Consider the following 21,727-nt stretch of genomic DNA (forward strand, 5'->3'; position numbering starts at 1 on the left):
GCTGATGCACTCCAGCTAAAGTTTCTTCAGCCACGTTAGAATCGGTAATGATGCTCGACCCATCCCAACTCGCAACCTTCCAGGCGGTCATCGAGCACGGCAGCTTCGACGCGGCCGCGCGCGCACTGCACGTCACACCGTCCGCCGTCAGCCAGCGCATCAAGGCGCTGGAGCAGGTCGTCGGGCAGGTGCTCGTCCGCCGGGCCCGGCCGTGCGAGCCGACCGCCGCGGGACGGCCGCTGGTGCGCCTGGGCGGGCAGGTGGCGCTCCTGGAGCACGAGGCCCTCGACGCCGCGCGCGGCGCGCTGAGCGGCCGTGCCCGCACCCGCCTGGCCGTCGTCGTCAACGCCGACTCCCTCGCCGGCTGGTTCCTGCCGGTCCTGGCCGCCGTGCCCGGCGCGGACTTCGACCTGCACACCGACGACGAGGGCCACACCGCCGACATGTTGCGCGACGGAACCGTGATGGCCGCGGTCACCACCGAACGCGCCGCCGTGCAGGGCTGCCGGGTGCAACGACTGGGCGCGATGCGCTACCTCGCGGTCGCGGCACCCGAGCGGCACTCGGCCTGGTTCGCCGGGCGCGACCTCGCGGCGGCGTTCGCCACCGCACCCGTGATCCGCTTCAACCGCAAGGACAACCTCCAGCACCGCTTCGCGCGCACGATCACCCGGCGTGAGATCGACCCTCCCACCCATTTCGTGCCGGCCCCGACGAGCTTCACCGAGGCCATCCGCCTCGGCCTGGGCTGGGGCCTGGTTCCGGAGGACGTCGCCCGCGGCGACGTCGCCGCCGGTCGCCTCGTGGACCTGGCCGAAGGCCGACACCTGGACGTGCCGCTGTACTGGCAGTACTGGCGCCTGGAGTCGCCGGTGCTGGCGGCGCTGACCGCGGCCGTCCGGACCGCGGCGGCCACCGCGCTTCGCTAGACCGACGACCGGCTCAGGAACCGCCGCTCGAGCCGGCCCGACGCCGGATCCCGCTTCACCTGCTCGGTGCCGACCCAGCCCGACCGCTCGTAGACTCCGATGGCCCGCTCGTTGTCGGCGATCACCCACAGCTCGAGCCGTTCCCGCCCGATCGCCCGCGCGTGCTCCGCGACGCCGCGCAGCAGCCGGGTGCCCACGCCGGCGCCCCAGGCGCCGGGGTCGACGGCGAGGTAGAAGAGCTCCAGGGTCCGCGCGCGGGGCGCGACCAGGGCGAAGCCAACCGGCCGGCCGTCGCGCCGGGCCAGGAGCAGCCGAGCACCCGGGAGGGCGAGGCGCCGCCGGATTCCCGGCGCGGTCTCCTCGACGGAGGCCGGCTCCGGGTCGCCGTCGCGGAGCGCCTTCGCGCGGGCCCAGATCGCCGCGGACCCGTTGACCGCGTCCGTGCCGCGGTCCTCGGCCACCTGCACTGAGCTACTCACACCGGGCATTCTGCCAGCGCCGCGCACCCGGCGGCGGCCCCCCGTGCGGCCGCCGCCCTAGTCCACAGGACTACGCGAGCCGGCGCCGGATCCACCACAGGCAGAACCACGACAGCCCCGCGGTCAGGGCGAGCAGGATCCCGAACTCGCGCCACTGCAGGGCCCAGAACCGCTCCTGCGGCACGTAGACCTGCTCCTGGCGGAGGTTCTGCGTCGCCAGCCACTCCTTGCACGCCCCCATGCCCTGCTTCGACTCCGGGCCGCACTCGGCCGGGTCCACCGGGCCTTTGAACGTGTCGCCGGTGGTGTCGATCACCCGGTTCGAGAGGATCCAGGCGCCGGTCACCGACGGTTCCAGCTCGACGTGCGCGTCGTTGCCGCCGATTCCCAGCCCCTGCAGCCGATCGAAGTCGGCCGCGGTGGTCGACGTCTCCGGCTGGGCCAGCGCCGGCCGCACCAGCAGCGGGGAGGCCACCTGCGCGAGCGCCACCACGAGCAGGGTCACCGCCATCGCGACCACGGTGCGCCGTAGCAGCATGCCGAGCGTCACGCCCAGGACGAAGGCGAACACGGCGTAGCCCACCGGGACGAGACCGCGGGCGGCGAAGACGATCGGGCCGATCCGGTTCCCGTACGCCTGATCGATCGGTTCCGCCCAGAGCGTCATGGCCAGGCTGGTCAGGCCGGCGAGCAGCGCGACCGCACCCGCGCCGGCGGCGAGCTTGACCAGCAGCCAGCGGCGCCGGGAGACGGTCTGGCTCCACACCATCCGGTACGTGCCGGTCTCCAGCTCGCGGGCCACCATCGGCGCGCCCCAGAAGAGCCCGACGAGGGCCGGCAGCAGGTACATCGCGGCTATCCCGGCCCAGTAGACCGCGGCCGCCGCGGTGTCGCCCGCCTGGGCCAGGAAGCTGTCGGCGACGTCCTGACAGTCGGCCTGGCACGCGGTGAAGCCGCTGGTGCGCGCCAGCTCGGTGAGCCCGGGCCAGGTGAGCGCCACGCCGGCCAGGATCAGGAGCACGATCGCGGCGCCGGAGAGCGCCTGGGTCCGGGACTGCCGCCAGGTCAACCAGATCATCGCTGCCCCTCCAGCACCCGCAGGCGGCCGGCGGCCGCCTCACTCATGTACGCCAGCACGATGTCCTCGAGATCCAGGCGGTCCACCTGCCACGACGGGTCGTCGATCGGCGCCGAGCTGCGCACGATCAGGGTGGACTGGACGTCGGTGTGGCTCTCCTCCACCACGGCCCGGCCACCGCCGAGGTCGGCCGGATCCCGGCGCGGCCCGACCAGCCGGTGGTGCGTGGCGATCAGCTCCTCGACGTCCCCGGCCACCCGGACCCGGGACTCGCAGAGCACGATCAGGTAGTCGCAGACCCGCTCCAGGTCGGCGACCAGGTGCGAGGACATGATGACGCTGACGCCCTGCTCGGCGGTGAACTCCATCAGCCCCTGCAGGAAGGCGCGCCGGGCGAGCGGGTCGAGGGCCGCCACCGGCTCGTCGAGGAGCAGCAGGTCGGGACGCTTGGCCGCGGCGACGGTGAGCGCGAGCTGGGCGCGCTGGCCGCCGGAGAGCTTGCCCGCCTTCTGCGCGCGGTCCAGGCCGACCTGGGAGACCCTCCGCTCGGCGAGGCCCGAGTCCCAGGACGGGTTCAGGTGGGCGCCCATGCGCAGGTGCTCGGCGACGGTCAGCCCGGCGTAGACCGGGGTGTCCTGCGCGACGAAGCCCACCCGGGGCGAGCCGCTGGCCGGCCGGGCGCCGAGCACCCGGATCTCGCCGGCGGTCGGCGCGAGCAGGCCGCAGGCCAGCTGCAGCAGCGTCGACTTGCCGGCGCCGTTCGGCCCGACCAGGCCGACGACCCGGCCGGCCGGCACGTCGAACGTGCAGTCGGACAGTGCGGTGCGGCGCCCGTACCTGTGTGTCAGGCCGGCCGTCTCCAGTGCGCTAGTCATGCTCTCGCCTCCGAAAACCTGCGAAACGTGCTGAGGAACAGCGCCTCGATGCTCTCGTCGTCGAGGCCCGCGGCGCGGGCCTCGGTCAGCCAGCGCTCCAGCTCCTTGCGCAGCGGCTGGTGCGCGACGGAGTCGTTGCCGAGCGTCCGGGTCACGAACGTGCCGAGCCCGGGCCGGGCGGAGACCAGACCCGCGTACTCCAGCTCCCGGTACGCCTTGAGCACCGTGTTGGGGTTGATGGCGACCTTGGCCACCACCTCCTTGACGGTGGGCAGCTTGTCGCCCTCGTTCAGCACGCCCAGCCGCAGCGCGTGCCGCACCTGCTGGATGAGCTGCATGTACGGCGCGACGCCCGAGCGGGCGTCCAGATGGAACTCGATCACCACGAACCTCTATTCATCTAGGCGCCTAGTACATTAGCTATGTGCGCCGGGCATGAAAAGACCCAGCAAGCTGTGCGCTTGCTGGGTCTTTGAGAAAGCGTGTCAGTACTGCCGGGACGGGTCCGCGGCGATCTCGGTGTCGGTGCGGGCGTATTGCCATACCCGGACCTCGTCGATGGCGCCGGACCACTGGTCGGTGGTGCTGCCGCCCCAGTGCGCGCCGCCGATCCGCAGCGGGCCGTTGCCGTGCCACAGGGTGACGCCGTCCGCGGTGCCCTGAAGCTCGCCGTTGACGTACAGGCGGGTCTGGTGTGCGGCGGCGTCGTAGACGCCGGTCAGCCGGGTCCATTCGCCGATCACCGGTGAGCCGGTGGAGCGGGCGTGCTCCCAGTTGTTCGGACCGGTGCTGTCGCTGGTGGGCACGTTGAACACCCAGCGGTCGGAACCCTTGTTGTACTGCAGGTAGAACGCGCCGATGCCGGCGCCGTCCTGACTGACGGCGACCTGGTAGTTGTTCTTGTTCGCCAGCTTCACCCAGGCGTCGACGGTGAAGCTCTGGTCGGTGCGCAGCACCGGGCCCGCCGTCTTGGCGACACCGGCGCCGTCGAGCTGCAGCGCCCGGCCGCCGTTGATGCCCACGCCGCGCGCGGTGGTCCCCGACATGACCGCCGGCCGGCCGTTACCGGAGCGGTCCTGCGCGTCGCCGGCCGTCTCGGCGAAATTCCACTGGCCGGTCGGCGCGTTCCTGATCTCGGTGTCGGTGCGGGCGTACTGCCACACCCGGACCTCGTCGATGGCGCCGGACCACTGATCGGTGGTGTCGGTGCCCCAGCGGGAGGCGCCGATCCGTAGCGGACCGTTGCCGTGCCACAGGGTGACGCCGTCCGCGGTGCCGTGCGGTACGCCGTTGACGTAGAGGCGGGTCTGGTGTGCTGCGGCGTCGTAGACGCCGGTCAGCCGGGTCCACTCGCCGATCACCGGTGAGCCGGTGGAGCGGGCGTGCTCCCAGTTGGTCGTGTCGGTGCTGTCCTGGTCCGGGACGTTGAACACCCAGCGGTCGGAACCCTTGTTGTACTGCAGGTAGAACGCGCCGATGCCGGCGCCGTCCTGGGTGACCGCGGTCTGGTAGTTGTTCTTGTTCGCCAGCTTCACCCAGGCGTCGACGGTGAAGCTCTGGTCGGTGCGCAGCACCGGGCCCGTGGTCTTGGCGAAGCCGGTGCCGGTGAGCTGCAGCGCCCGGCCGCCGTTGATGCCGGCGCCGCGCGCCGTGGTCCCCGACAGCGTCGCCGGCTGGCCCACGCCGGTCACGTCCGCGGCCGTGCCGGACGCCTCGTCGAAGGTCCAGTGCCCCAGGTTCGGCGCGGAGGTGCGCCAGCGCGCGGCACCCCGCAGCGCCGAATGATCGGTGATCGTCGGGTCGGCGTAGGGCGCTTCCTGGACCGCGTCGCCCACCACGTCGGTGAAGTGCTCCCGGCTGAGGAAGATGTAGTCCAGCTTGCGGTGCAGCTGCGGCTCGGCCTGATTCCAGACGTCGAACGTCGGCTCGCCGCTGCGGCAGCGGGTGGCCGATGACGGGCAGGGCACGCAGTTCGCCCGGTCCGCCGGTGCGGCCTGTTCGCAACCGCCGACGGTATCGACGGCGGCCTGGAAGTACTGGCCGTCGGCCTCGTCGACCTCGGTGAAACGGCCGGTGCCGTTGTCCATGCCGTAGAAGCCGTTCAGAACCGTGCCGAAGGGCGACCGGTTGAGGTCCCCGCCGACCACCACCGGGATGCCGGCGTCCAACCACGGATCCACGATCTCCTTGACCCGTTCGCCCTGGTACTGATTGAGGGTGTAGTCACCGTTGGCCGGCGCGGTCCAGTGCGTCGAGCAGACCCGCGCGAGCCTGCCCTGCGGGAAGGTGTCGCCGCACAGCAGGAAATGCTGTTCCCCGGCCGCGCCGGGCCGGTCCAGCCGGTAGACGCCCCGCCGGGCAGCGCGCGCAGGCCGCGAGCGAAGAGCGCGACCCCCTCTTCCGGCGAACTCTGGGCGTTCCTGGGGTCCTTGCAGCGGTCCGCACTCATGGTCGTGACGAACACACCCACGTAGCCGCGCGGCGTCAGCTCGTCGTCAGCGGCGTCGTACTGATTCCGGCAGACCTCGTTGAGGAAGACCGCGTCGGCGCTCCAATCGGTGATGTTCTGTACGACGTTGGCGACGCGCTGCGGGACCTCGCCACGAGTCGCGTCGGTCATCTCGGTGGTACAGCGCCATGCGCTGCTGCCGCCGGAACCGCAGATGTTGTAGGACAGGAAGCGCAGCGGCGGTGCGCCGCCCGGATCGACCACGTCCGCGTGACCCGGCGCCGCGGCCGACGCGACCAGGCCGGCGGCCACGCAGGCCGCCGCCGCGATACGAGCCACCGACCGGCGCCATGCTGTCGACCGTGGACGGTCGCCGTTGTTCCTGCTCACAGGCTTCCCCCGTTTGAAGATCATTTGACTGGCGGGAGTATAGGGCCGGTGAAATGCGGTCGGAGGCCGTAGGTGATCGGTGCTACCGTTCCCCACGCCGAAAGGGGAGATGGTGCCGAAGCTGAACCAGATCATCGCCGTGGAGAAGGGCGTGAAGAGCAAGTCGTTCGCCGACCTGAGCGAGGCTCACCACGCCGTGCAGAAGACCGGCCCGCTCGCCGGCATCTCCCGGACGTACCAGCCGAAGGACGAGGAGGGTGAGCAGCTGCCCGCCGAGTCGACGCGGGTACAGATCAAGGCCGAGGACATCCTGCGCGGCGTCTCGGGCACGCTGACCCGGCTCTTCGACGTCACCGCGACGAAGGACTGGACCAACTGCGTGGCGCGCGCCGACGTGGTGGTCGACGGCCGCACCATCGCCGCCCAGGTGCCGGTGACGTACCTGCTGTTCCTCGAGAAGCAGCTCGTCGACCTGCACACGTTCGTGAAGAAGCTGCCGGTGCTCGACGCGGCCGAGTCCTGGCTGCGCGACGATTCCACGGACAGCTGGCGCACCGAGCCGGTGCGGACCAACCGCACCAAGAAGGTGCCGCGCAACCACGTCAAGGCCGAGGCGACCGAGAAGCACCCCGCGCAGGTCGAGGTGTACTACGAGGACGTCACCGTCGGGTACTGGACGACCGTGAAGTTCTCCGGTGCGCTGCCGGCGAAGCGGGTCAACGAGATCCTCGAGCGGGTGCTGGCGCTGCAGACCGCGGTCAAGTTCGCGCGCGAGGAGGCCAACAACACCGAGGTCGCCGACCAGCGGGTCGGCGCGGCCGTCTTCGGCTACCTGTTCGGGTAGCCGTCACCGATTCCCCCGTGGGAGCGCGGGGGTGCGCCGGAAACGGCGCGAAGCTGACAGCTGAGGCTGAAGCTGAATCCACCGGTGACAGTGCGGGTTCGAGTCCCGCCCCCCGCACCAGCGCGCGGGGGTAGCCCAACTGGCAGAGGCAGCCGGTATGAGACTCAGATTCTCGCTCCAACGTCAGCATTCATCACCGATCACCAGGTCGACCGGGCACGGACGATGACAGCGGATGCCGGTTCAAGTCCGGTCCGCCGCGCTTCGAGCGGCGGTAGTTTAATGGCAAAACCCGATGTCGTGACGAATGATCCGGGCCCTTAAACGTGCTGGTGTGTGCAATTCGGTGGTCACCAGAGGCCCGGGGATTGGCCATATCCCCGGGCCTCGCCACGTCCGGACAGTCGAGTGTGGGACGAGAGCTGGGGCCCCGCGCACCGCTCGCCTGCGCGGCGCGGAAGGCCGATGAGGCCGGTTGGGAGTTCGCTGCCGCCCAGATGGTTGGGCGCGGTTACCCGCCGGCTCCCGCGCTCGACATCGGAATGGGTTGCAGCGACTGCATGGTGTAGCGCGAACGCCGTCCGGCCGCCGACCGCCGCCGTTTCGGCTGATCAGCGCCGATGCTCTGCGGCATACGCTGACCCCGTTCCCTTTCCGGCGTCGGCGGCCATTCCTCTGCGGATCACCTCGGGCAATGCGCCGGGCCGCATTCGGATCCGCAGACGATCGGCAATGTAGATTCGGCGATCCACCCCCGCAATCCGTCAGGACCGATGCCGTGGAGTCCGGCAACAGCTCAGCCGGTTACGCGCGGATTCGGTTCGATTCCAGTCAAGCGGAGGGCGATGATGAGCATACCCATCATTCCGGGCGGAAACCTCCCCCCTCCTCCCGACCCGGGTGTCCCACCGGGACAGCATTACGCCTACGGGCAGCAACCTGGCGAATTCGCCACACCGGTACCACCGCGCAGGAACAAGAGTCTGGTGCTGTGGATCGCGGGTGGAGCGACAGCCTTCATCCTGTTGTGTTGCGGAGGCCTGGCCGTCATCGGATCCCAGATCGACGATGACCAACCCGGAGCCGGGGCATCCTCCGCACCGCCGACGACTACCGCCGAGCAGCCGACGACCGGGGCGCCGGCGGAAACCACCCAAGCACCCCCTGCGGCGACCGAAGCGGTGCCTTCGCCCACGAAGCCGAAGCCGGCGCCACCGCCCGTCCAGACTGTCGGTGACGGCACGTGGCTCGTCCCCGCGGACGTCAAGCCCGGCAATTACGCGGTGACCGTGCCCGAAGACTCCACCGGCTGCTACTGGCAGCGGTCGAAGAACGCCGAAGGTGACCTGGACGCCATCCTCGCGAACGACAACGTGAATGCGGGAGCCCATGTCGTGTTGACGATCCGCAAGACGGACAAGGCGTTTACCTCCAACGACTGCGGCGAGTGGAAGACCGCGCCGACCTCGGGACCCAAAGCGACGACCTTCGGTGAGGGAACCTGGGCAGTCGACATCGACATCGCGCCGGGCACCTACGCGGTGACCGTGCCGGCTGATTCGAGTGGGTGCTATTGGGAGCGGATGAAGAGCCTCAGTGGGGGTCTTGGCGGGATCGTCGCGAACAACAATGTGGATGCCGGTTCCCGGGCTACTGTCACGATCAAGTCTTCGGACAAGGGTTTCAAGAGCAGCGGATGCGGCACCTGGAAACGACGTTGACGGGCGGGCTGGGATAACGCGTGCGGGGATTGACCCTCGAGAAGGTCGAGGGTCCAGCATTCTCCTCATGAACACCGAACTGTTGAGAACGACGCTGCTGACCGCCTGGGGACCCGACACCTGCGACCCGCACGACCTGGCGGACTGGCGGCCGGAGAACCCGTCGCGGGGTCAGTGCGGGGTGACGGCCCTGGTCGTGCAGGACCTGCTCGGCGGGGAGCTGATCCTCGGCGAGGTACACGTCGGGCGGGTCAAGGTCGGTTACCACTACTGGAACCGGCTGCCCGACGGCCGCGACGTCGATCTCACCGCCGACCAGTTCCACCCGCACGAGGTGGTGACCGGCGGCGTGGTGCAGGAGCGCGGACCGGGTGTTCCGGTGGTGCGCTGCCGGGAGCAGTATGAGCTGCTGCGCCGGCGGGTGCTAGCCGCGCCCGCCGCCGGCACCCCCTGACGCCGGCTCAGCCCCGGTGGCCCGCCAGTTCCAGCGCGTACCGCTGGTACCACCGCCCCGCCGCCGGAGCGCCGGCGGTGCAGGCGCCGTCGGACTCGCCGGGGCGCTTGACCCACAGGAAGGCGTCGGCGAGCGGGTGTCCGGTCTCGACGGTGGGCGCCGCGCCGAGGGCGCGCCCGGGCGGGTTGCACCAGTGCCGGTCGCCGGCGCCCTGCCGCGCGGGGCCGTTGCCGTTGCGGCTGGTGTCGACGACGAAGTGCGCGCCGCCCAGCAGGCCCGACAACGCCGTGCCGTACGCGATGTTGTCCGCGGTGTGCTCGAAGTTCGCGACGTTGAGGGCGAAGCCGTGTGCCCGGTCGATGCCCGAGGCCCGCAGGGCCGGGGCCATCCGGTTCGGCTCGACCCAGGTCGGGTTGCCGGCGTCGAGGTACACCCGCACGCCGGGCTGCGCCCGGAACGCCTCGACGGCGGCGCCGAGCAGCCGGTAGCGGGCGGCCGCCGCGGCGGCGTCGAGGCAGCCCTCGGCGGCCTGCGCGACGGCGTCCGGCTCGAGCACCACGATCGCCCGGTGGCCGGCCAGCGCATCCGCGAGGGCGCCGATCCACCGGAGGTACGCGGCGTCGTCCCGCGCTCCGCCGACGGAGTGTCCCGAGCAGTCCCGCCCCGGCACGAAGTACACGGAGAGCACCGGGACCTGCCCGGCCGCGGCGGCCGCGCGCACCAGCCGGGCGGCGCGGTCGGCGTATCCGGGTGCCTCGTCGGCGAACCAGGCGGCGGTCGGCTGGTCGGCGATCCGGCGGATCGCCGCGGCCTCGCCGGTGCGGCCCGCGGCCTCCAGCCGGCGCAGCTGATCGGTGGCCAGGCCGGACCGCTCGGCGAACAGCGGCCAGCCCGCGAGCCGGCCGGCCGGGGCGGCCCCGGACCCGGTCGGATCCGGGGCCGCCCCGCCGGTGTGCGCCTGGTTCGTCCCGACCCCTCCCAGGACGAACCAGGCGACCGCGCCGAGCAGCAGCGCGGCGCACAGGACGGCCACCGTCACCCGCGGTGGCCGGCGGACGCGCAGCGGTACTCGGACGTGGCGGGGCATGGATCAGCGCACCTGCACCCAGCGGCCGGTCGACGGCACGCCCTCGGCGTCGATGAGGTAGAGCAGATACCAGCCGGAGGGGACGAGACCGCGCTCCTTCGGGATGGACAGGGCCAGCCCGCCCGGCGCGGTGGTGATGTCGAGGGCGACGGAGCGCTGGTCGACGTCGGTGACGTGGGTGACGGCGCTGGGGCGCATCAGCCGAGCGGCGCGGATGCCGGCGGCGTCGGCCGTGGCGAACGTGACCGTCGTGCCCCGCTGGACGGCGGCGGGGCCGCCGTCGATGGTGGGACGGTCGCCCTTGTACAGATACGGCGGCGAGTAGACCTCGATGCGCTGCTCGAAGGTGCCGGGGTTGCGTCCGGTGGGGTCGTACAGCGGGTCGCTGCCCATGGTGATGACCCGGCCGTCGGGCAGCAGGATCGCCTCCGAGTGGTAGTTGCGGCCGATGGTGGAGTCGGCCGCGTCGGCGAAGCGGTTGCCGGACGGGTCGTAGATCTGGGTGTTGAACAGGTCGCTGCGGGTCTGGCCGCGGTACTCGCCGCCGCGGTAGCCGGAGGAGCCGCCGGTGGTCAGCACGGTGTCGTCGGGCAGCAGCACGGTGCTCAGGTAGCGGGCCGGCTGTGGCAGGTCCGGGCCGGGCCGGTAGGCGGGTTTCGGTTCGTCCAGATCGGCGATCGCGGTGCGCCGGGTGGAGACCGGCGATTCGCCGATCTCGCCGCCGCCGAAGATCATCACCTTCTGGTCCTGTGCGGGTGGGAGCAGCACCGAGGAGCTGGTCTCGGTCATCCGCGCGTCGGGCAGTCCGGGTACGACCTGGAACTTGTTGTTCGTCAGGTCCCACAGGCCGGGGGTGCGGCCCTCGGTGTCCGAGCCGTAGCCGGAGTTCGAGCCGGAGAAGAAGAGCCTTCCGTCCTGCATGAGGTGCAGCGCGGGGTAAGTGGGGAAGACGCGCTTGAGCTTCGGCGCGTCGACCCAGCGCCGCTGCTCGGTGAGGTAGCGCTCGTTGTCGCCGGGCAACATCCGGCCGAACCCGTCCAGGCCGGACACGGCGAGGACGTCGCCGTTCGGCGTCTCGGCCAGGGTGGGGTACCAGCGGGGCTGCACCATGTCGCCGGTGCGCTGGTAGCGCTCGGTGATCGGATCGAACTCGTAGGACGTGTCGTCGCCGCCGTACTCCTGCTTCTCCCGGGTGATCTTGTCGGAGAGGCCGTAGAGGTTGCGGCGGTCGGCGCCGGTGAGCCCGGCGAGGGCGTACTGGCCCGGGGCCCGGACGATCGCGGCGTCGCCGGCGCGCTCGGCGTCGACCCACACCTCGGCCTCGCCGGCGTGGGTCATCACGGCGTCGCCGTGCTTCATGGTGGTCGCGGCCGGCACGGTGACGTCGGCGCGGGTCAGGTACGCGAGGCCGTTCCGGCCGGTCAGGCGGGTGCCCTTGGGGAAGAACCGGGGCCCGCCCGCCGCCGACTCGTTCTTGATCTTCATGACGCCGGCGGGGTGGTCGATGTCCTTCTCGAGGACCTCGTAGGACTTCGTGCCGCCGGCGATGAGCAGCTTGCCGCTGGCCAGGAACGTGTGCCCGGCGCAGAACACGTCGGTGGGGGTGGGCACCTCGGTGAACTCGTCGTTCGCGGGGTCGAAGAGCACGGTACGGAACGTGCCGGCCTCGAAGTTGTCGCGGTTGTTGCCGCTGCCGGCGATGATCAGGACCTTGCCGGTGCGCAGCAGCGCCGCGTGGATGGCGTTGACCCGGAAGTTCTCCGGCACCGGCAGGCGCGACCAGTGTCCGTACCTCTGCGTGTACGACAGCCGGTTGATCTGGAACTCGTGCAGGGCCTCGGCGCCGAAGGCGACCATCGGCCGGTTGACGACGACCAGGACGGTCAGGACCAGCAGGGAGACGAATCCGCTGAGCAGGCGGCGGGTCGCGGTCGGACGGGGACGAGGGTTCATGCGTACGACTCCACGGGCTTGAGGGCGGGCTCGGTCGTGGCGCCGGCGTCGGCGCGACGCCGGCCCCGTACCAGCCAGATGGCCGGCGGGAGGAGACAGATGACCAGGTTCAGGGCGGGCCAGGCCCACATCGCGCCGTGCACATGCCCGGCGATCGGTGCGACGGCCAGCAGCACGGCGTAGAACGCGGCCCAGCGCAGCCCCGGCGCGAACGTCAGCAGCCGGTCCGGGCTGGCCGAGTCGCCCTTGGGCGTCACCACGAAGTTGCTGCGCCTGCGCAGCACGGCGCCGAGGAACGACGACACGTAGATCGGCGTGGACAGCGTGGACGCCAGCATGCCGGCGAGCCCGGAGGAGCCGGACTCCTCGTGCGGGCTGACGTTGTGCCGGCGGTTCCACACATAGAGGCCGACCTGGAAGAGGGCCGCGTCGACGTAGAGCATCAGCCACACCTCCTGCGGCACCTGCACGCCCTTGGCGCCCAGCACCAGGTAACAGGCGGCGTTGGCGGCGCCGAGCAGCCAGGCCAGCGCGGTAAGCGGGTAGTAGGACAGCAGCAGCGCGTAGTGCAGCGACCGGCGTACGCCGAGCCGGCGCGCGACCTTGCCGAATGACGTGACGGCTACCTCGTCCGTGCCGCGCGACCAGCGGTACTGCTGGCTGAAGTAGTCGGTCCACGACGAGGGGCCTTCGCCGACGGCGAGCACGTCGGGGGTGTACACGGAGCGCCAGCGTGCGCCGGTGTCGGGATTACGTCCACTGTGTACGACCAGGCTGGTGGCCATGTCTTCGGTGATGGAGTCCTGTAGGCCGCCGATGCCGCGGAGTGCGGAGATGCGTACGGCGTTGTTGGTGCCGACGAGCATGGAGACGCCGAGGCGGTTGCCGGCGCGCTGCAGCAGGGAGTGGAAGAGGTATTGCTGGGATTCGGCCCAGCGGGTCACGACGTTGTCGTAGTTGCCGTAGATCTGTGGTCCGACGACGAAGGCGACGTCGGGGTCGCGGAAGTAGCCGAGCAGCCGCTCGCAGAAGTTGGGTAGCGGCACGTGGTCGGGGTCGACGGAGACGAAGACGTCGTACTGGTCGCCGTTGGCGTCGACCCAGGAGTTGTAGTTGCCGTGTTTGGTCTTGGCTTTGAAGGCGCCGGCGGGGGTGTTGTACTCGGCCCGGCCCTTGCGGCTGAAGTGCAGCACGCCGATGCGTTCGCACATCTGCCGGACCTCGTCGTCGTTGCCCTCGTCGAGCAGCCAGACGTCGTAGCGGCCGGCGTGTCGGATCGCCCGGGCGGCGCGCAGGGTGCGTTCGACCATGTCGACGGGTTCCTTGCCGGGCACGATCGTGGTCAGGAACGCGACCCGCAGGTCGGCCTGCGGCACCACCGGAACCGGGTCCCGGGCCCAGAGGGTGGCCAGGCACAGTGTCACGACGTTGACCAGCCGGAACAGCTCGATCAGCGCGGTCGCCACGATCATGAAGATCGTCGCCGCGTAGAGCCCGGGGTGCAGGCCGCGCTCGGGGACCTCGATGGAGGAGAGCAGCCAGGCGAAGAACGTGCTCTCGAACGCGAACGCGAAGAGCGTGATCAGCACGGTCGCGATCGGCCGGCGCCGGGCCAGCGGCCGCATGCCGACCCGGTACCCGTCAGCGGGCGCGGGCTCGGCCTGGCCCGCGAGGACGCTGAAGCCGGCGTAGTCGTAGCCGTCCGTTCTGCCGGAGGTTGTTTCTGTGACGCTCATCGACGGTTCTCTCACCTCACGGGCGGTCGCCCGGTTGAAAAAGGGGTGTCACCGAAGGTGACTGGAACGGAATGGCCAGTGACCGTCCTTTGCGGACCGCCGTAAATGCCAGACGTATTCACACGTTTATCAGCGTGATAGCGGTCCGGCTCATGAATGCGCTCTGACAGTTCCACACGAGGGCGGCGAAACCATAAATGTGAACCTTAAACGTGAGGGGCGACACGTAGATATATACGCAGCGTTGCCAACGGTTGCGACACGGCGTAGTCGATCGCCATTCCGATATGTCGCAATTACCCCGATCGTGGTGCGCATTGTCTTTCGAGAGGTCTGTGACTGCGCACCATGCGCTGACCGTTTCGCATAGTCGATTGTGGACCCTTTGCTGTGCGTCACTTTCTGTGATGGTCATTACAGGAAATTCGCGAACGCGAAACATTGTCGGGTTACGAATTCTGAAAGCCGGCGGAAATGCCCGTCAGTTGCGGCGGATGGCACGGGCGGCGCGGCGAAGGATCCGATTCAGGATCGCGTCGTTCCGGTCCGCCTGCCGGCGCAGGGATTCGGCGTGCCCCAGCATGCCGACGATGGTGTCGATGGCGGCCCGGAGCACCTGGCCGTCGTCGAGCGAGTCCGGGGTGGTCGCCGGCCGGACGCCGGCCGGCCGGAGCTCCGCGAGGTCGCCGACGACGTGGCACGGATATTCCCGCAGCTCGGCGATCTGGCGCTCGGCCAGCTCGTACACCCAGTCGGCCCGGTCCGGGCCGACGCCGATCCGCAGCTCGTTACCGGCCTGCTTCAGCACGGCGTTGACCAGGTGGTGCTGAACGACGCGCTGGTACGGCGTCCGGTGCGGGTACCGGTCGCCCAGCGCCTGGTTGACCCGGCGGAGCACCTCGATCTCGGCGGCGCCGAGCGACGCGTTCGCGACGGGCGCGGCGAGCTCGCAGAGCCCGTCCGGGATGCCCAGGACGCCGGCGAACCGGTGCCAGAGCAGCTCCCGCGGCGCGGTCGGCTCCGGGACCGTCAGCAGGTGCCGCCGGCCGGGCGGGACCAGGTCGCCCCAGCGGCGCAGCATGCGGTTCGCCGTGTGCAGCTCCCAGAACGCCTCGAAGCTGCCGCGCTCGACGTCGCGCAGGAACGTCCCGAAGCGCCAGACCCGGCGTTCCCGGATGCTCTGCTGCCACATCGACGGGAAGGTGCGCCAGAGATCCCGGCCCGCGACGAGGACGTGCACCTCGGCGGGCCCGAGACTGGACACCGCGCGGTCGGCCTGCGCGGCGGTGGCGCCGCCCAGCGCCTCGTTGCTGATGATGACGTCGCCCGGCCAGGCGGCGGCCTCCCCGGCCATCCGGTCCCAGGTCCAGGTGGCGCCGGGGTCGCGCCAGGGCACCTCGCGCAGGTCGGTCATGGCGTCGTCGTGCGCGGAGCGGGTGCCGGGCAGCAGGATGCCGGCGCGCCTCAGCCGCGGGTGGTTCTTCCAGAGCACGTCCTGCACGAAGGTGCTGCCCGTCTTCGGCGCGCCGACGTGCAGGAACACGCGTCTCGCCATGCCGCCCCCGAGATCACCCGCGAATGTCGACCGCCAGGGTGGCATATCGAATGGGCGCGGGGAACCACGGGAACCACACGTTAACCGGACGGCCTACTGGGCGACCTTTGCCATTTCCCTGATGGCGACGGCGGCGCGGACGAACGCGTTGTCGGCGAGGTCGCCGATGGTCTCGATGCCGAATGCCTGCCGCAGTCCCTCGGCCTCGGCCTCGGAGATGCCGGAGAGCGCCGACACGGGTGCGTCGACGAGGTCCACCAGATTGCTGGATCGGTACTCTTCGTCGAGAACGGCGTCGAGGTTCACGGAGACTGCCATCGGTGTGTCCTCCCTCGTGCGTCGGGCGCCGGCCGGACGCGGCCGGGCCGCAAGCCGATGTTCCCACACCGGGCCGGGCACCGCCGCGCCATCAGGCGGTCCCTTGTAGATCTGACAGCGGGGGTGGCGGGCCGGCGGTAGGGTCCGTGCGCATGACCAGAAGGATCTTGATAACCGGCGCGACGGGGCACCTCGGCTCGCGGCTCGCCGAGCGCGCCGCGGCCGGGTGGTCGGTGACCGGCACGTACTTCAGCAGCACCGACCCCAACGGCCACGAGTGGCTCGACGTGCGGGATCCGGCCGCGGTCCGTGACCTGATCGAGCGGGTACGGCCGGACGCGGTGATTCACACCGCGACGGGGCGGGACGACTGGCGGGTCATGGCGGACGGCGCCGCGCACGTCGCCGTCGCGGCGGCGGCGCTGGACGTCCGGCTGGTGCACGTGTCCAGCGATGCGATCTTCTCCGGTGAGGCGGTCGAGTACGACGAGTCCGCGTTGCCCGACCCGGTGTACCGGTACGGCGCCGCGAAGGCAGCCGCCGAGACCGCGGTCCTGGCGGTCCGCCCGGAGGCGGCCGTGGTGCGCACCTCGCTGATCCTCGGCGACGGCCGGGGGCAGCACGAGACGCTCACCTACGACCTGATCAGCGGCGTGCGCGACGGCGCGCTGTTCACCGACATGATCCGCAAACCGGTGCACGTCGACGACCTGGCCGACGCGCTGCTCGAGCTGGCGGCCGGCGACTACCGGGGCATTCTCAACGTCGCCGGGACCGACGCGATCGACCGCTACGAGCTGGGCGTGCTGACCGCCCGCCGCGCGGGCCTCGACCCCGCCCGGATACCCGCCGGGACGATCGCGGAGTCCGGGCTGCGGCTGCCCACCGACGTGCGGCTGCGCACGGACCGGGCGACCGTGCTGCTGCGTACCCGGCTGCGCGGCGTGCGGGAGTTCATGGCCGGCTGACGGTCATCCCCAGTCGTGGCGGGCGGCGTACCAGCCGAGCTGCATCCGGCTCTGCACCCCGGCCAGGTCCATCAGGTGGCGCAGGCGGCGCTGCAGCGTACGCAGGGAGAGGTCGAGCTGGGTGGCGACCGCCTGATCGGTGAGCCCGGCCAGCAGCAACGCCAGGATCTTCCGGTCCAGGGCGGTCGGCGCGTCCGCCTCGACGTCCTGGGTCTCCGGCCCGCCGTCGCCGTCGAGCGCGGCGACGTCGAGCGGGTGCGCGTGACGCCACACGATCTCGAACAGCGCGTCCATCGCGGTCAGCAGCCCGGCGCGGTGCAGCAGGACCGCGCCCGGCTCCTCGCCGGGCGTGACGGTCAGGGGCACGAGGGCGAGCTCGGCGTCGGCCAGCATCAGCTTGATCGGCAGCGATTCGACCACCCGCACCTCGACGCCGTCGCGCAGCGACTCGATGGTCTCGGCGACCACGCCGGGCTCGGCGAGCGCCGGGCGGTCGATCACCACCCGGTACCGCACGCCCTGTGCCACCAGCTGCGACTCCACCGGGTTGGCGCCCGGCGGCACGGCGACGAAGGGCGTGGTGACGAAGCTGCGTACCTGGCTGCGGGCGGCGTGCTGCACCTGGGCGAACCGGTGGCGGATCGCCTCGACGCCGGTGACCACCTCGATCAGCTCGCTGATGCTGCGGCCCGCCATCGCCTTGCGGTGCTCCTCGGCGAGGGTGACCAGCGCCAGCTCGGCGCTGCGCAGCTCCGCCCGCCGCTCGCTGATCATGGCGCCCAGCGCGACCGCGGGCGGCGCCGCGGCGAACGCACCGTCCGGAGTGGACTTCACCAGGCCGCACGCCACCAGGTTCGACAGCGCCGCCGCGATCTCGGGCGTCGGCACCTGCAGGGCCTCGCCCAGCTCGGCCGGGCCGGCCTGCGCCCGTCCGGCGAGCGCGCTGTACACCGCCTCGTCCTCGGGGTTCAGGCCCAGCGCACCCAGCATCGGTGCCCGTCTCCTCTCCACCCGTAGACGCGGAGAGAGTATGCGCCACGCACGCGTGTCCTGCCCACCCCCGGGCCCCGGGACGTCGCCGCCCCAGGGCCCGTCGAGCGGTTTCATCGGAGGCCGTAGGCCCGGATGATCTCCTGCTTGATGGCGAAGCCGGCGTCGGTCGTGCCGGTGGCCCGCACCGACACGTAGCCGCCGGGCTGCCTCGGCAGCCGGAGCGCGCCGTTCCACCAGCCGCCGCCCTTGCGCAGCGTCACCGGCTGCCAGGTGGTGCCGTCGTCGTACGACACCTCCAGCGTCACCGCGGTGACGTTGCCGGTGCTCGGCCCGCCGCCGGCCTGGGGGACCGGCTTGACGCGGATCTCCTCGGTGCGGCCCGCCCGCGCGTCGCCGTGCAGGTCGGTGTCGAGGCGGTACTCCAGCTGCAGCAACGCCATCGGCTCGAACTTCTCCGAGTCGTTGGAGCTGGAGACGAAGTCCCACTCGGTGTGCGTGCGGGTCGACAGCCGCCACTGCTCGGCCGGGCGGGAGGCGTCCAGCACCAGGTGGTACGGCAGCGTCCCGGCCGGGACCGCCTTCCACTGCAACGAGGAGGACAGCTTGTTCTCGTGCAGCAGCGTGCCGCCCTGGTACAGCTTCAGGTTGGTCGGCACCGAACCCCATTCGAGGTTGCCGCCGTGCTCCAGGTGGTCGCCGGACGGGCTCCACGCCTGCACGTTGATGGTCATGAAGTCGCGGTAGCGGCTGTTCTGCACCGCGAACGTCCGGTTGAACGCGGGCCGCACCGCCGGCGCGAACCAGTCCAGCCTGGTCGTTCCCTTGGCGTACGTGTTGCGGTTGGAGCTGTCCGTCCAGGTGCCCTGTGCGTGCGTCTCGTGCCAGAGCTGCCCCGGGGTGACCCACTCGGTCCGCGTGGCGGGGTGCCACTCCCGCTCGGGGAATCCGAGACCCGGGATGAAGGTCACGTCGTATCGGCCGCCGCTGCCCTCCGTCGCCTGCGTGGGGTTGTGGTAGTGCGCGTCGATCCGGGCGAGGTCGCCGGTGCGCGGATGGTAGGTGAGCGCCTTGTCCGGCACCTTGCCCGAGTACGTGCGGGTCAGGTCGTAGACGTAGGTGGCGTAGGGCACCTGGTTGGTGAGGAGGTGCCGCCGGCCGGTCCGGGCCAGGGCGATCAGTTGCGCGCCGGCGTCGCGGTGCACGGTGGCGACCGTGATCGGCGAGGCGCCGACCGACTCGTTGAGCACGCCGACACCGTCGTTGACGACCAGCAACAGCTTCGCACCGGCGGCAACGGCGGCGGCGGTACGGTCCGGCGCGCTGACCGCGCTGCTGCGGGTCACCACGACCGCCTTGCCCTTGGCGTCGAGCGTGGCGTAGTCGGAGGCCGCGCCGTTGCCCGCGTACACGGTGGGCAGGAGGTCCCGGCCGGCGGTGAGGGTGCTGCCCGGCTGGACGGTGGCCTCGACGGGCCGCAGCCCGACGGCGTCCAGGCTCAGCAGCGGCTCGCCCCGGCGCCACCGGTTGACCATCGTGAACGACCCCTCGGTGACCTGCTCGGTCGGCGAGAGGTACAGGTCGTCGTACTTGACCGGAATCTGGAACGCGTCACGGAAGCTGTCGCCGCCGGCGTACCCGACGGTGTAGTCGATCCGGCGCTGCCGGTCCTGGCTGCGCCGGGGCGTGGTGGTGTCCAGCAGGCGGGCCTTGGAGGCGTCCAGGACGACGGTGGCTCCCGAGCCCTTGAGCACCGTCTCCGGATCCACCAGCACGGCGAAGCCCAGCGAGTCGGGTCGCTCGCCCGCGACGTCCAGGAACGACTCGACGGTGTACGTGCCCGGCGGCATCCGCACCGTCTGCTCGCCTGTGACGGAGTAGTAGTACGGGTCGGGGTCGCCCGCCTTCTTGACCACCACGGTGGAGGTGGCGGGCTTGCCGTCGCGGCCCAGGAGCTTGATCTTCAGGTCGTACCGCTCGTCCTCCTTGATCAGGCCGAGCGAGGTCCGGGTGACCGCGGCTCCGGTGGCGGCGTCGGTGCCGACCAGGTAGCCGGAGTACTGGCCGCCGCCGGCCTTGGTCGGATCGCCGACGACGGGGACGCTCGCCTGGCCGCCGGCCGGCACCGTCACCGATGCGGCGCCCGCCGAGAACGGGCCGGCTCCGGTGGTGGCGAGGTGCAGGGTCACGGCGGTGTCGCCGGAGTTGGTGAACGTCACCTGCTTGGTCACCGGCGCGTCGGTCGGCTCGTGCGGCCAGTCGAAGTTGCCGAAGAAGACCGGGCCGCTCGCCCGGACGCCGCCGCGGACGGCGGCGGCGACATCGAGCCGGCCGGTGCCGACCTGGTACGGCGTGTACCCGGCGGCCAGGCCCTTGGCGCTGCTCATCAGCGCCTCCTTGAGCTGCCGGCCGGACCAGTCGGGGTGGCGCTGCGCCAGGATCGCCGCCGCGCCCGACACGTGCGGAGTCGCCATCGAGGTGCCGCTGATCGCTCGGTACGAGCCGGTGCCGGAGGTCATCTGCTGCGAGCGGGCGGCGGTGATGTTGACGCCGGGCGCGGTGATGTCCGGCTTGAGCGCGCCGCTGCGCGCCAGCGGGCCGGTGCTGGAGAAGGCCGCCAGGCGGTCCTGCTTGTCGACGGCGCCGACGGTGAGGGCGGCGGCGGCCGCGCTGGGCGAGCCGATGGTCTGCGGCCCGCTGTTGCCGGCCGCGATGACGAAGAGCGTGCCGTACTGCTCGGACAGGGTGTCCACCGCGACCGACATCGGGTCGGTCCCGTCGGAGAGCGTCGAGTCGCTCAGGCTCATGCTGACGATGTCCGCCCCGGACGCGGCCGCCCACTGCATGCCGTCGAGCACCCACGAGTCCTGGCCGGAGCCGCCGTTGTTGAGGACCTTGCCGACGACCAGGTCCGCACCGGGCGCGACGCCCTTGTACGAGCCGCCGGAGGCCGCGCCGGTGCCCACGATCGTCGAGGCGACGTGCGTGCCGTGGCCGTTGACGTCGGCGGTGTCCTCGCCCGGCACGAAGCTGACCTTGTCGTCGATCTGATCGGCGAGGTCGGGGTGGCCGGCGTCGATCCCGGTGTCCAGCACCGCGACCTTGACGCCGCGCCCGTCGTAGCCGGCGGCCCACGCCGCGGGCGCGCCGATCTGCGGCACGCTCTCCTTCAGGTCGGCGGTGACCCGCCCGTCCAGCCAGAGCTTGGACACCCCGCTGCCGAGCGCGGTGGGGGCCTTGCCCGCGCCCGGCGCGATGGTGGTCCAGAACGAGCGGGTCTGCTTCTTGTCCACCGCCAGCGCCGCGGCGCCGACCCGCCGCAGGTCGCGAACCAGCGTCGCGCCCTTCGGGGTGACCGGCGCGGCGGTCCGTGCCTTACCCGGCGGGTAGGCGCTGATCACCGGAAGGCTCGCGGCCTTCGCGTCGTCGTAGCCCATCTCGATGAGATCGGTGACGTTGAACAGCCGCCGGTCCAGCCGGTCGCCGCTGAGCAGCGGCAGGACCTCCTCGGGCAGGACGAACAGGTCGCCGCCGCTCTGCTGCAGGCGGACGCCGCCGACGGCGTCGTCGGGCCGGTCGACGTCGACCGTCTCGGCGCCGGCGGCGGAGGCGGTCACCGTGACCACGTCGCCGGTGATCAGCGTGATGGTGTGCCGGGAGTCGACCGCGGCGGTGGCGGGCGGGCCGGGGACCGTGGCGTTCGCGGGTGCCGGGATCGCGGCTGTCGCGGCGATCAGGCCGGCCGCTGCCGCGGCGGCGATCAATCGGCGCCGCGCCGGTCCGGGTGCGGGTGGCTGCGTGGGGGATGGCATGCGTGAAGTTCTATCGCTTCCCCAGCAGCCGGTGAACACCATCGGCTGGCGGAATCGCGCCAGGGCACAACCCCGCCATTGATCGCGGC

18 protein-coding genes and 1 tRNA gene are annotated in these 21,727 nt (G+C 71.4%); 6 read left to right on the plus strand and 13 right to left on the minus strand.

What is annotated here, in order from left to right; genetic code table 11:
* The first annotated feature begins 50 nt into the window (after positions 1 to 50).
* On the plus strand, positions 51 to 929 hold the full coding sequence (locus ACIBSW_RS20920) for a LysR family transcriptional regulator ArgP (RefSeq protein WP_354727063.1): 879 nt from the start codon (positions 51 to 53) through the stop codon (positions 927 to 929).
* On the opposite strand, the gene ACIBSW_RS20925 is transcribed toward ACIBSW_RS20920, so the two are convergent.
* From ACIBSW_RS20925 to ACIBSW_RS20950, 6 genes are all read right to left on the minus strand, one after another.
* A complete protein-coding gene (locus ACIBSW_RS20925) occupies positions 926 to 1,435 on the minus strand; it encodes a GNAT family N-acetyltransferase (protein WP_354727065.1) in 510 nt (169 codons plus the stop codon). The genes ACIBSW_RS20920 and ACIBSW_RS20925 overlap by 4 nt on opposite strands.
* Positions 1,436 to 1,478: 43 nt before the next feature.
* On the minus strand, positions 1,479 to 2,486 hold the full coding sequence (locus ACIBSW_RS20930) for an ABC transporter permease subunit (RefSeq protein ID WP_354727067.1): 1,008 nt from the start codon (positions 2,484 to 2,486) through the stop codon (positions 1,479 to 1,481).
* Complete coding sequence (locus tag ACIBSW_RS20935) at positions 2,483 to 3,361, minus strand: ABC transporter ATP-binding protein (RefSeq protein ID WP_354727069.1); 879 nt, start codon at positions 3,359 to 3,361, stop codon at positions 2,483 to 2,485. Before ACIBSW_RS20935 ends, ACIBSW_RS20930 begins: the two co-directional genes overlap by 4 nt.
* Complete coding sequence (locus ACIBSW_RS20940) at positions 3,358 to 3,744, minus strand: GntR family transcriptional regulator (RefSeq protein WP_354727071.1); 387 nt, start codon at positions 3,742 to 3,744, stop codon at positions 3,358 to 3,360. The genes ACIBSW_RS20935 and ACIBSW_RS20940 overlap by 4 nt, the downstream gene beginning before the upstream one ends.
* Positions 3,745 to 3,846: 102 nt before the next feature.
* Positions 3,847 to 5,541, minus strand: a complete 1,695-nt coding sequence (locus ACIBSW_RS20945; RefSeq protein WP_354727073.1) for a LamG domain-containing protein — start codon at positions 5,539 to 5,541, stop codon at positions 3,847 to 3,849.
* Positions 5,463 to 6,149: a hypothetical protein gene (locus ACIBSW_RS20950; protein WP_354727075.1), complete on the minus strand. Its 687-nt coding sequence runs from the start codon at positions 6,147 to 6,149 to the stop codon at positions 5,463 to 5,465. The genes ACIBSW_RS20945 and ACIBSW_RS20950 overlap by 79 nt, the downstream gene beginning before the upstream one ends.
* Before the next feature lie 163 nt (positions 6,150 to 6,312).
* Between ACIBSW_RS20950 and ACIBSW_RS20955 the strand changes: the two genes are divergently transcribed.
* The 4 genes from ACIBSW_RS20955 to ACIBSW_RS20970 all read left to right on the plus strand — a co-directional run bounded on the left by ACIBSW_RS20955 (position 6,313) and on the right by ACIBSW_RS20970 (position 9,219).
* Positions 6,313 to 7,044, plus strand: a complete 732-nt coding sequence (locus ACIBSW_RS20955) for a hypothetical protein (RefSeq protein ID WP_354727077.1) — start codon at positions 6,313 to 6,315, stop codon at positions 7,042 to 7,044.
* A gap of 25 nt (positions 7,045 to 7,069) precedes the next feature.
* Positions 7,070 to 7,164, plus strand: a tRNA-OTHER gene (locus ACIBSW_RS20960).
* An 866-nt stretch (positions 7,165 to 8,030) separates the two neighbouring features.
* The gene (locus tag ACIBSW_RS20965; protein WP_354727079.1) at positions 8,031 to 8,765 is read left to right on the plus strand and encodes a hypothetical protein; all 735 of its coding nucleotides are present in this window, start codon (positions 8,031 to 8,033) and stop codon (positions 8,763 to 8,765) included.
* 67 nt (positions 8,766 to 8,832) lie between these two features.
* Entirely contained in the window at positions 8,833 to 9,219 is a 387-nt protein-coding gene (locus ACIBSW_RS20970) for a hypothetical protein (RefSeq protein WP_354727081.1), read from the plus strand.
* A gap of 7 nt (positions 9,220 to 9,226) precedes the next feature.
* Here the strand turns inward: ACIBSW_RS20970 and ACIBSW_RS20975 are convergent, their stop codons facing one another.
* The 5 genes from ACIBSW_RS20975 to ACIBSW_RS20995 form a co-directional block, all read right to left on the minus strand.
* The gene (locus ACIBSW_RS20975) at positions 9,227 to 10,306 is read right to left on the minus strand and encodes a glycoside hydrolase family 6 protein (RefSeq protein WP_404799405.1); all 1,080 of its coding nucleotides are present in this window, start codon (positions 10,304 to 10,306) and stop codon (positions 9,227 to 9,229) included.
* Between the two features lie 3 nt (positions 10,307 to 10,309).
* A complete protein-coding gene (locus ACIBSW_RS20980) occupies positions 10,310 to 12,259 on the minus strand; it encodes a galactose oxidase-like domain-containing protein (RefSeq protein ID WP_404799406.1) in 1,950 nt (649 codons plus the stop codon).
* A complete protein-coding gene (locus ACIBSW_RS20985) occupies positions 12,256 to 13,995 on the minus strand; it encodes a glycosyltransferase family 2 protein (RefSeq protein ID WP_404799407.1) in 1,740 nt (579 codons plus the stop codon). The genes ACIBSW_RS20980 and ACIBSW_RS20985 overlap by 4 nt, the downstream gene beginning before the upstream one ends.
* 481 nt (positions 13,996 to 14,476) lie before the next feature.
* Positions 14,477 to 15,550: a hypothetical protein gene (locus ACIBSW_RS20990; protein ID WP_354724199.1), complete on the minus strand. Its 1,074-nt coding sequence runs from the start codon at positions 15,548 to 15,550 to the stop codon at positions 14,477 to 14,479.
* A gap of 93 nt (positions 15,551 to 15,643) precedes the next feature.
* Positions 15,644 to 15,856, minus strand: a complete 213-nt coding sequence (locus ACIBSW_RS20995; RefSeq protein ID WP_404799408.1) for a hypothetical protein — start codon at positions 15,854 to 15,856, stop codon at positions 15,644 to 15,646.
* A gap of 164 nt (positions 15,857 to 16,020) precedes the next feature.
* Between ACIBSW_RS20995 and ACIBSW_RS21000 the strand changes: the two genes are divergently transcribed.
* Positions 16,021 to 16,836, plus strand: coding sequence for a sugar nucleotide-binding protein (locus ACIBSW_RS21000; protein WP_354724203.1), 816 nt, complete (start codon positions 16,021 to 16,023; stop codon positions 16,834 to 16,836).
* Positions 16,837 to 16,839: 3 nt separating this feature from the next.
* On the opposite strand, the gene ACIBSW_RS21005 is transcribed toward ACIBSW_RS21000, so the two are convergent.
* Positions 16,840 to 17,826: a helix-turn-helix domain-containing protein gene (locus ACIBSW_RS21005; RefSeq protein WP_354724205.1), complete on the minus strand. Its 987-nt coding sequence runs from the start codon at positions 17,824 to 17,826 to the stop codon at positions 16,840 to 16,842.
* A 113-nt stretch (positions 17,827 to 17,939) separates the two neighbouring features.
* Positions 17,940 to 21,638, minus strand: coding sequence for a S8 family serine peptidase (locus ACIBSW_RS21010; protein WP_354724207.1), 3,699 nt, complete (start codon positions 21,636 to 21,638; stop codon positions 17,940 to 17,942).
* Positions 21,639 to 21,727: the final 89 nt, after the last annotated feature.

The sequence above is a fragment of the Actinoplanes sp. NPDC049668 genome, from assembly GCF_044465445.1.
Classification (GTDB): domain Bacteria; phylum Actinomycetota; class Actinomycetes; order Mycobacteriales; family Micromonosporaceae; genus Actinoplanes.

Bases quoted from the DNA above. Each gene is read 5' to 3' on its own strand.
- ACIBSW_RS21000 (WP_354724203.1), top strand. From the start codon at position 16,021: ATGACCAGAAGGATCTTGATAACCGGCGCGACGGGGCACCTCGGCTCG.
- ACIBSW_RS21010 (WP_354724207.1), bottom strand. From the start codon at position 21,638: ATGCCATCCCCCACGCAGCCACCCGCACCCGGACCGGCGCGGCGCCGA.
- ACIBSW_RS20935 (WP_354727069.1), bottom strand. From the start codon at position 3,361: ATGACTAGCGCACTGGAGACGGCCGGCCTGACACACAGGTACGGGCGC.
- ACIBSW_RS20985 (WP_404799407.1), bottom strand. From the start codon at position 13,995: ATGAGCGTCACAGAAACAACCTCCGGCAGAACGGACGGCTACGACTAC.
- ACIBSW_RS20920 (WP_354727063.1), top strand. From the start codon at position 51: ATGCTCGACCCATCCCAACTCGCAACCTTCCAGGCGGTCATCGAGCAC.
- ACIBSW_RS20970 (WP_354727081.1), top strand. From the start codon at position 8,833: ATGAACACCGAACTGTTGAGAACGACGCTGCTGACCGCCTGGGGACCC.
- ACIBSW_RS20990 (WP_354724199.1), bottom strand. From the start codon at position 15,550: ATGGCGAGACGCGTGTTCCTGCACGTCGGCGCGCCGAAGACGGGCAGC.
- ACIBSW_RS20980 (WP_404799406.1), bottom strand. From the start codon at position 12,259: ATGAACCCTCGTCCCCGTCCGACCGCGACCCGCCGCCTGCTCAGCGGA.
- ACIBSW_RS20930 (WP_354727067.1), bottom strand. From the start codon at position 2,486: ATGATCTGGTTGACCTGGCGGCAGTCCCGGACCCAGGCGCTCTCCGGC.
- ACIBSW_RS21005 (WP_354724205.1), bottom strand. From the start codon at position 17,826: ATGCTGGGTGCGCTGGGCCTGAACCCCGAGGACGAGGCGGTGTACAGC.
- ACIBSW_RS20975 (WP_404799405.1), bottom strand. From the start codon at position 10,306: ATGCCCCGCCACGTCCGAGTACCGCTGCGCGTCCGCCGGCCACCGCGG.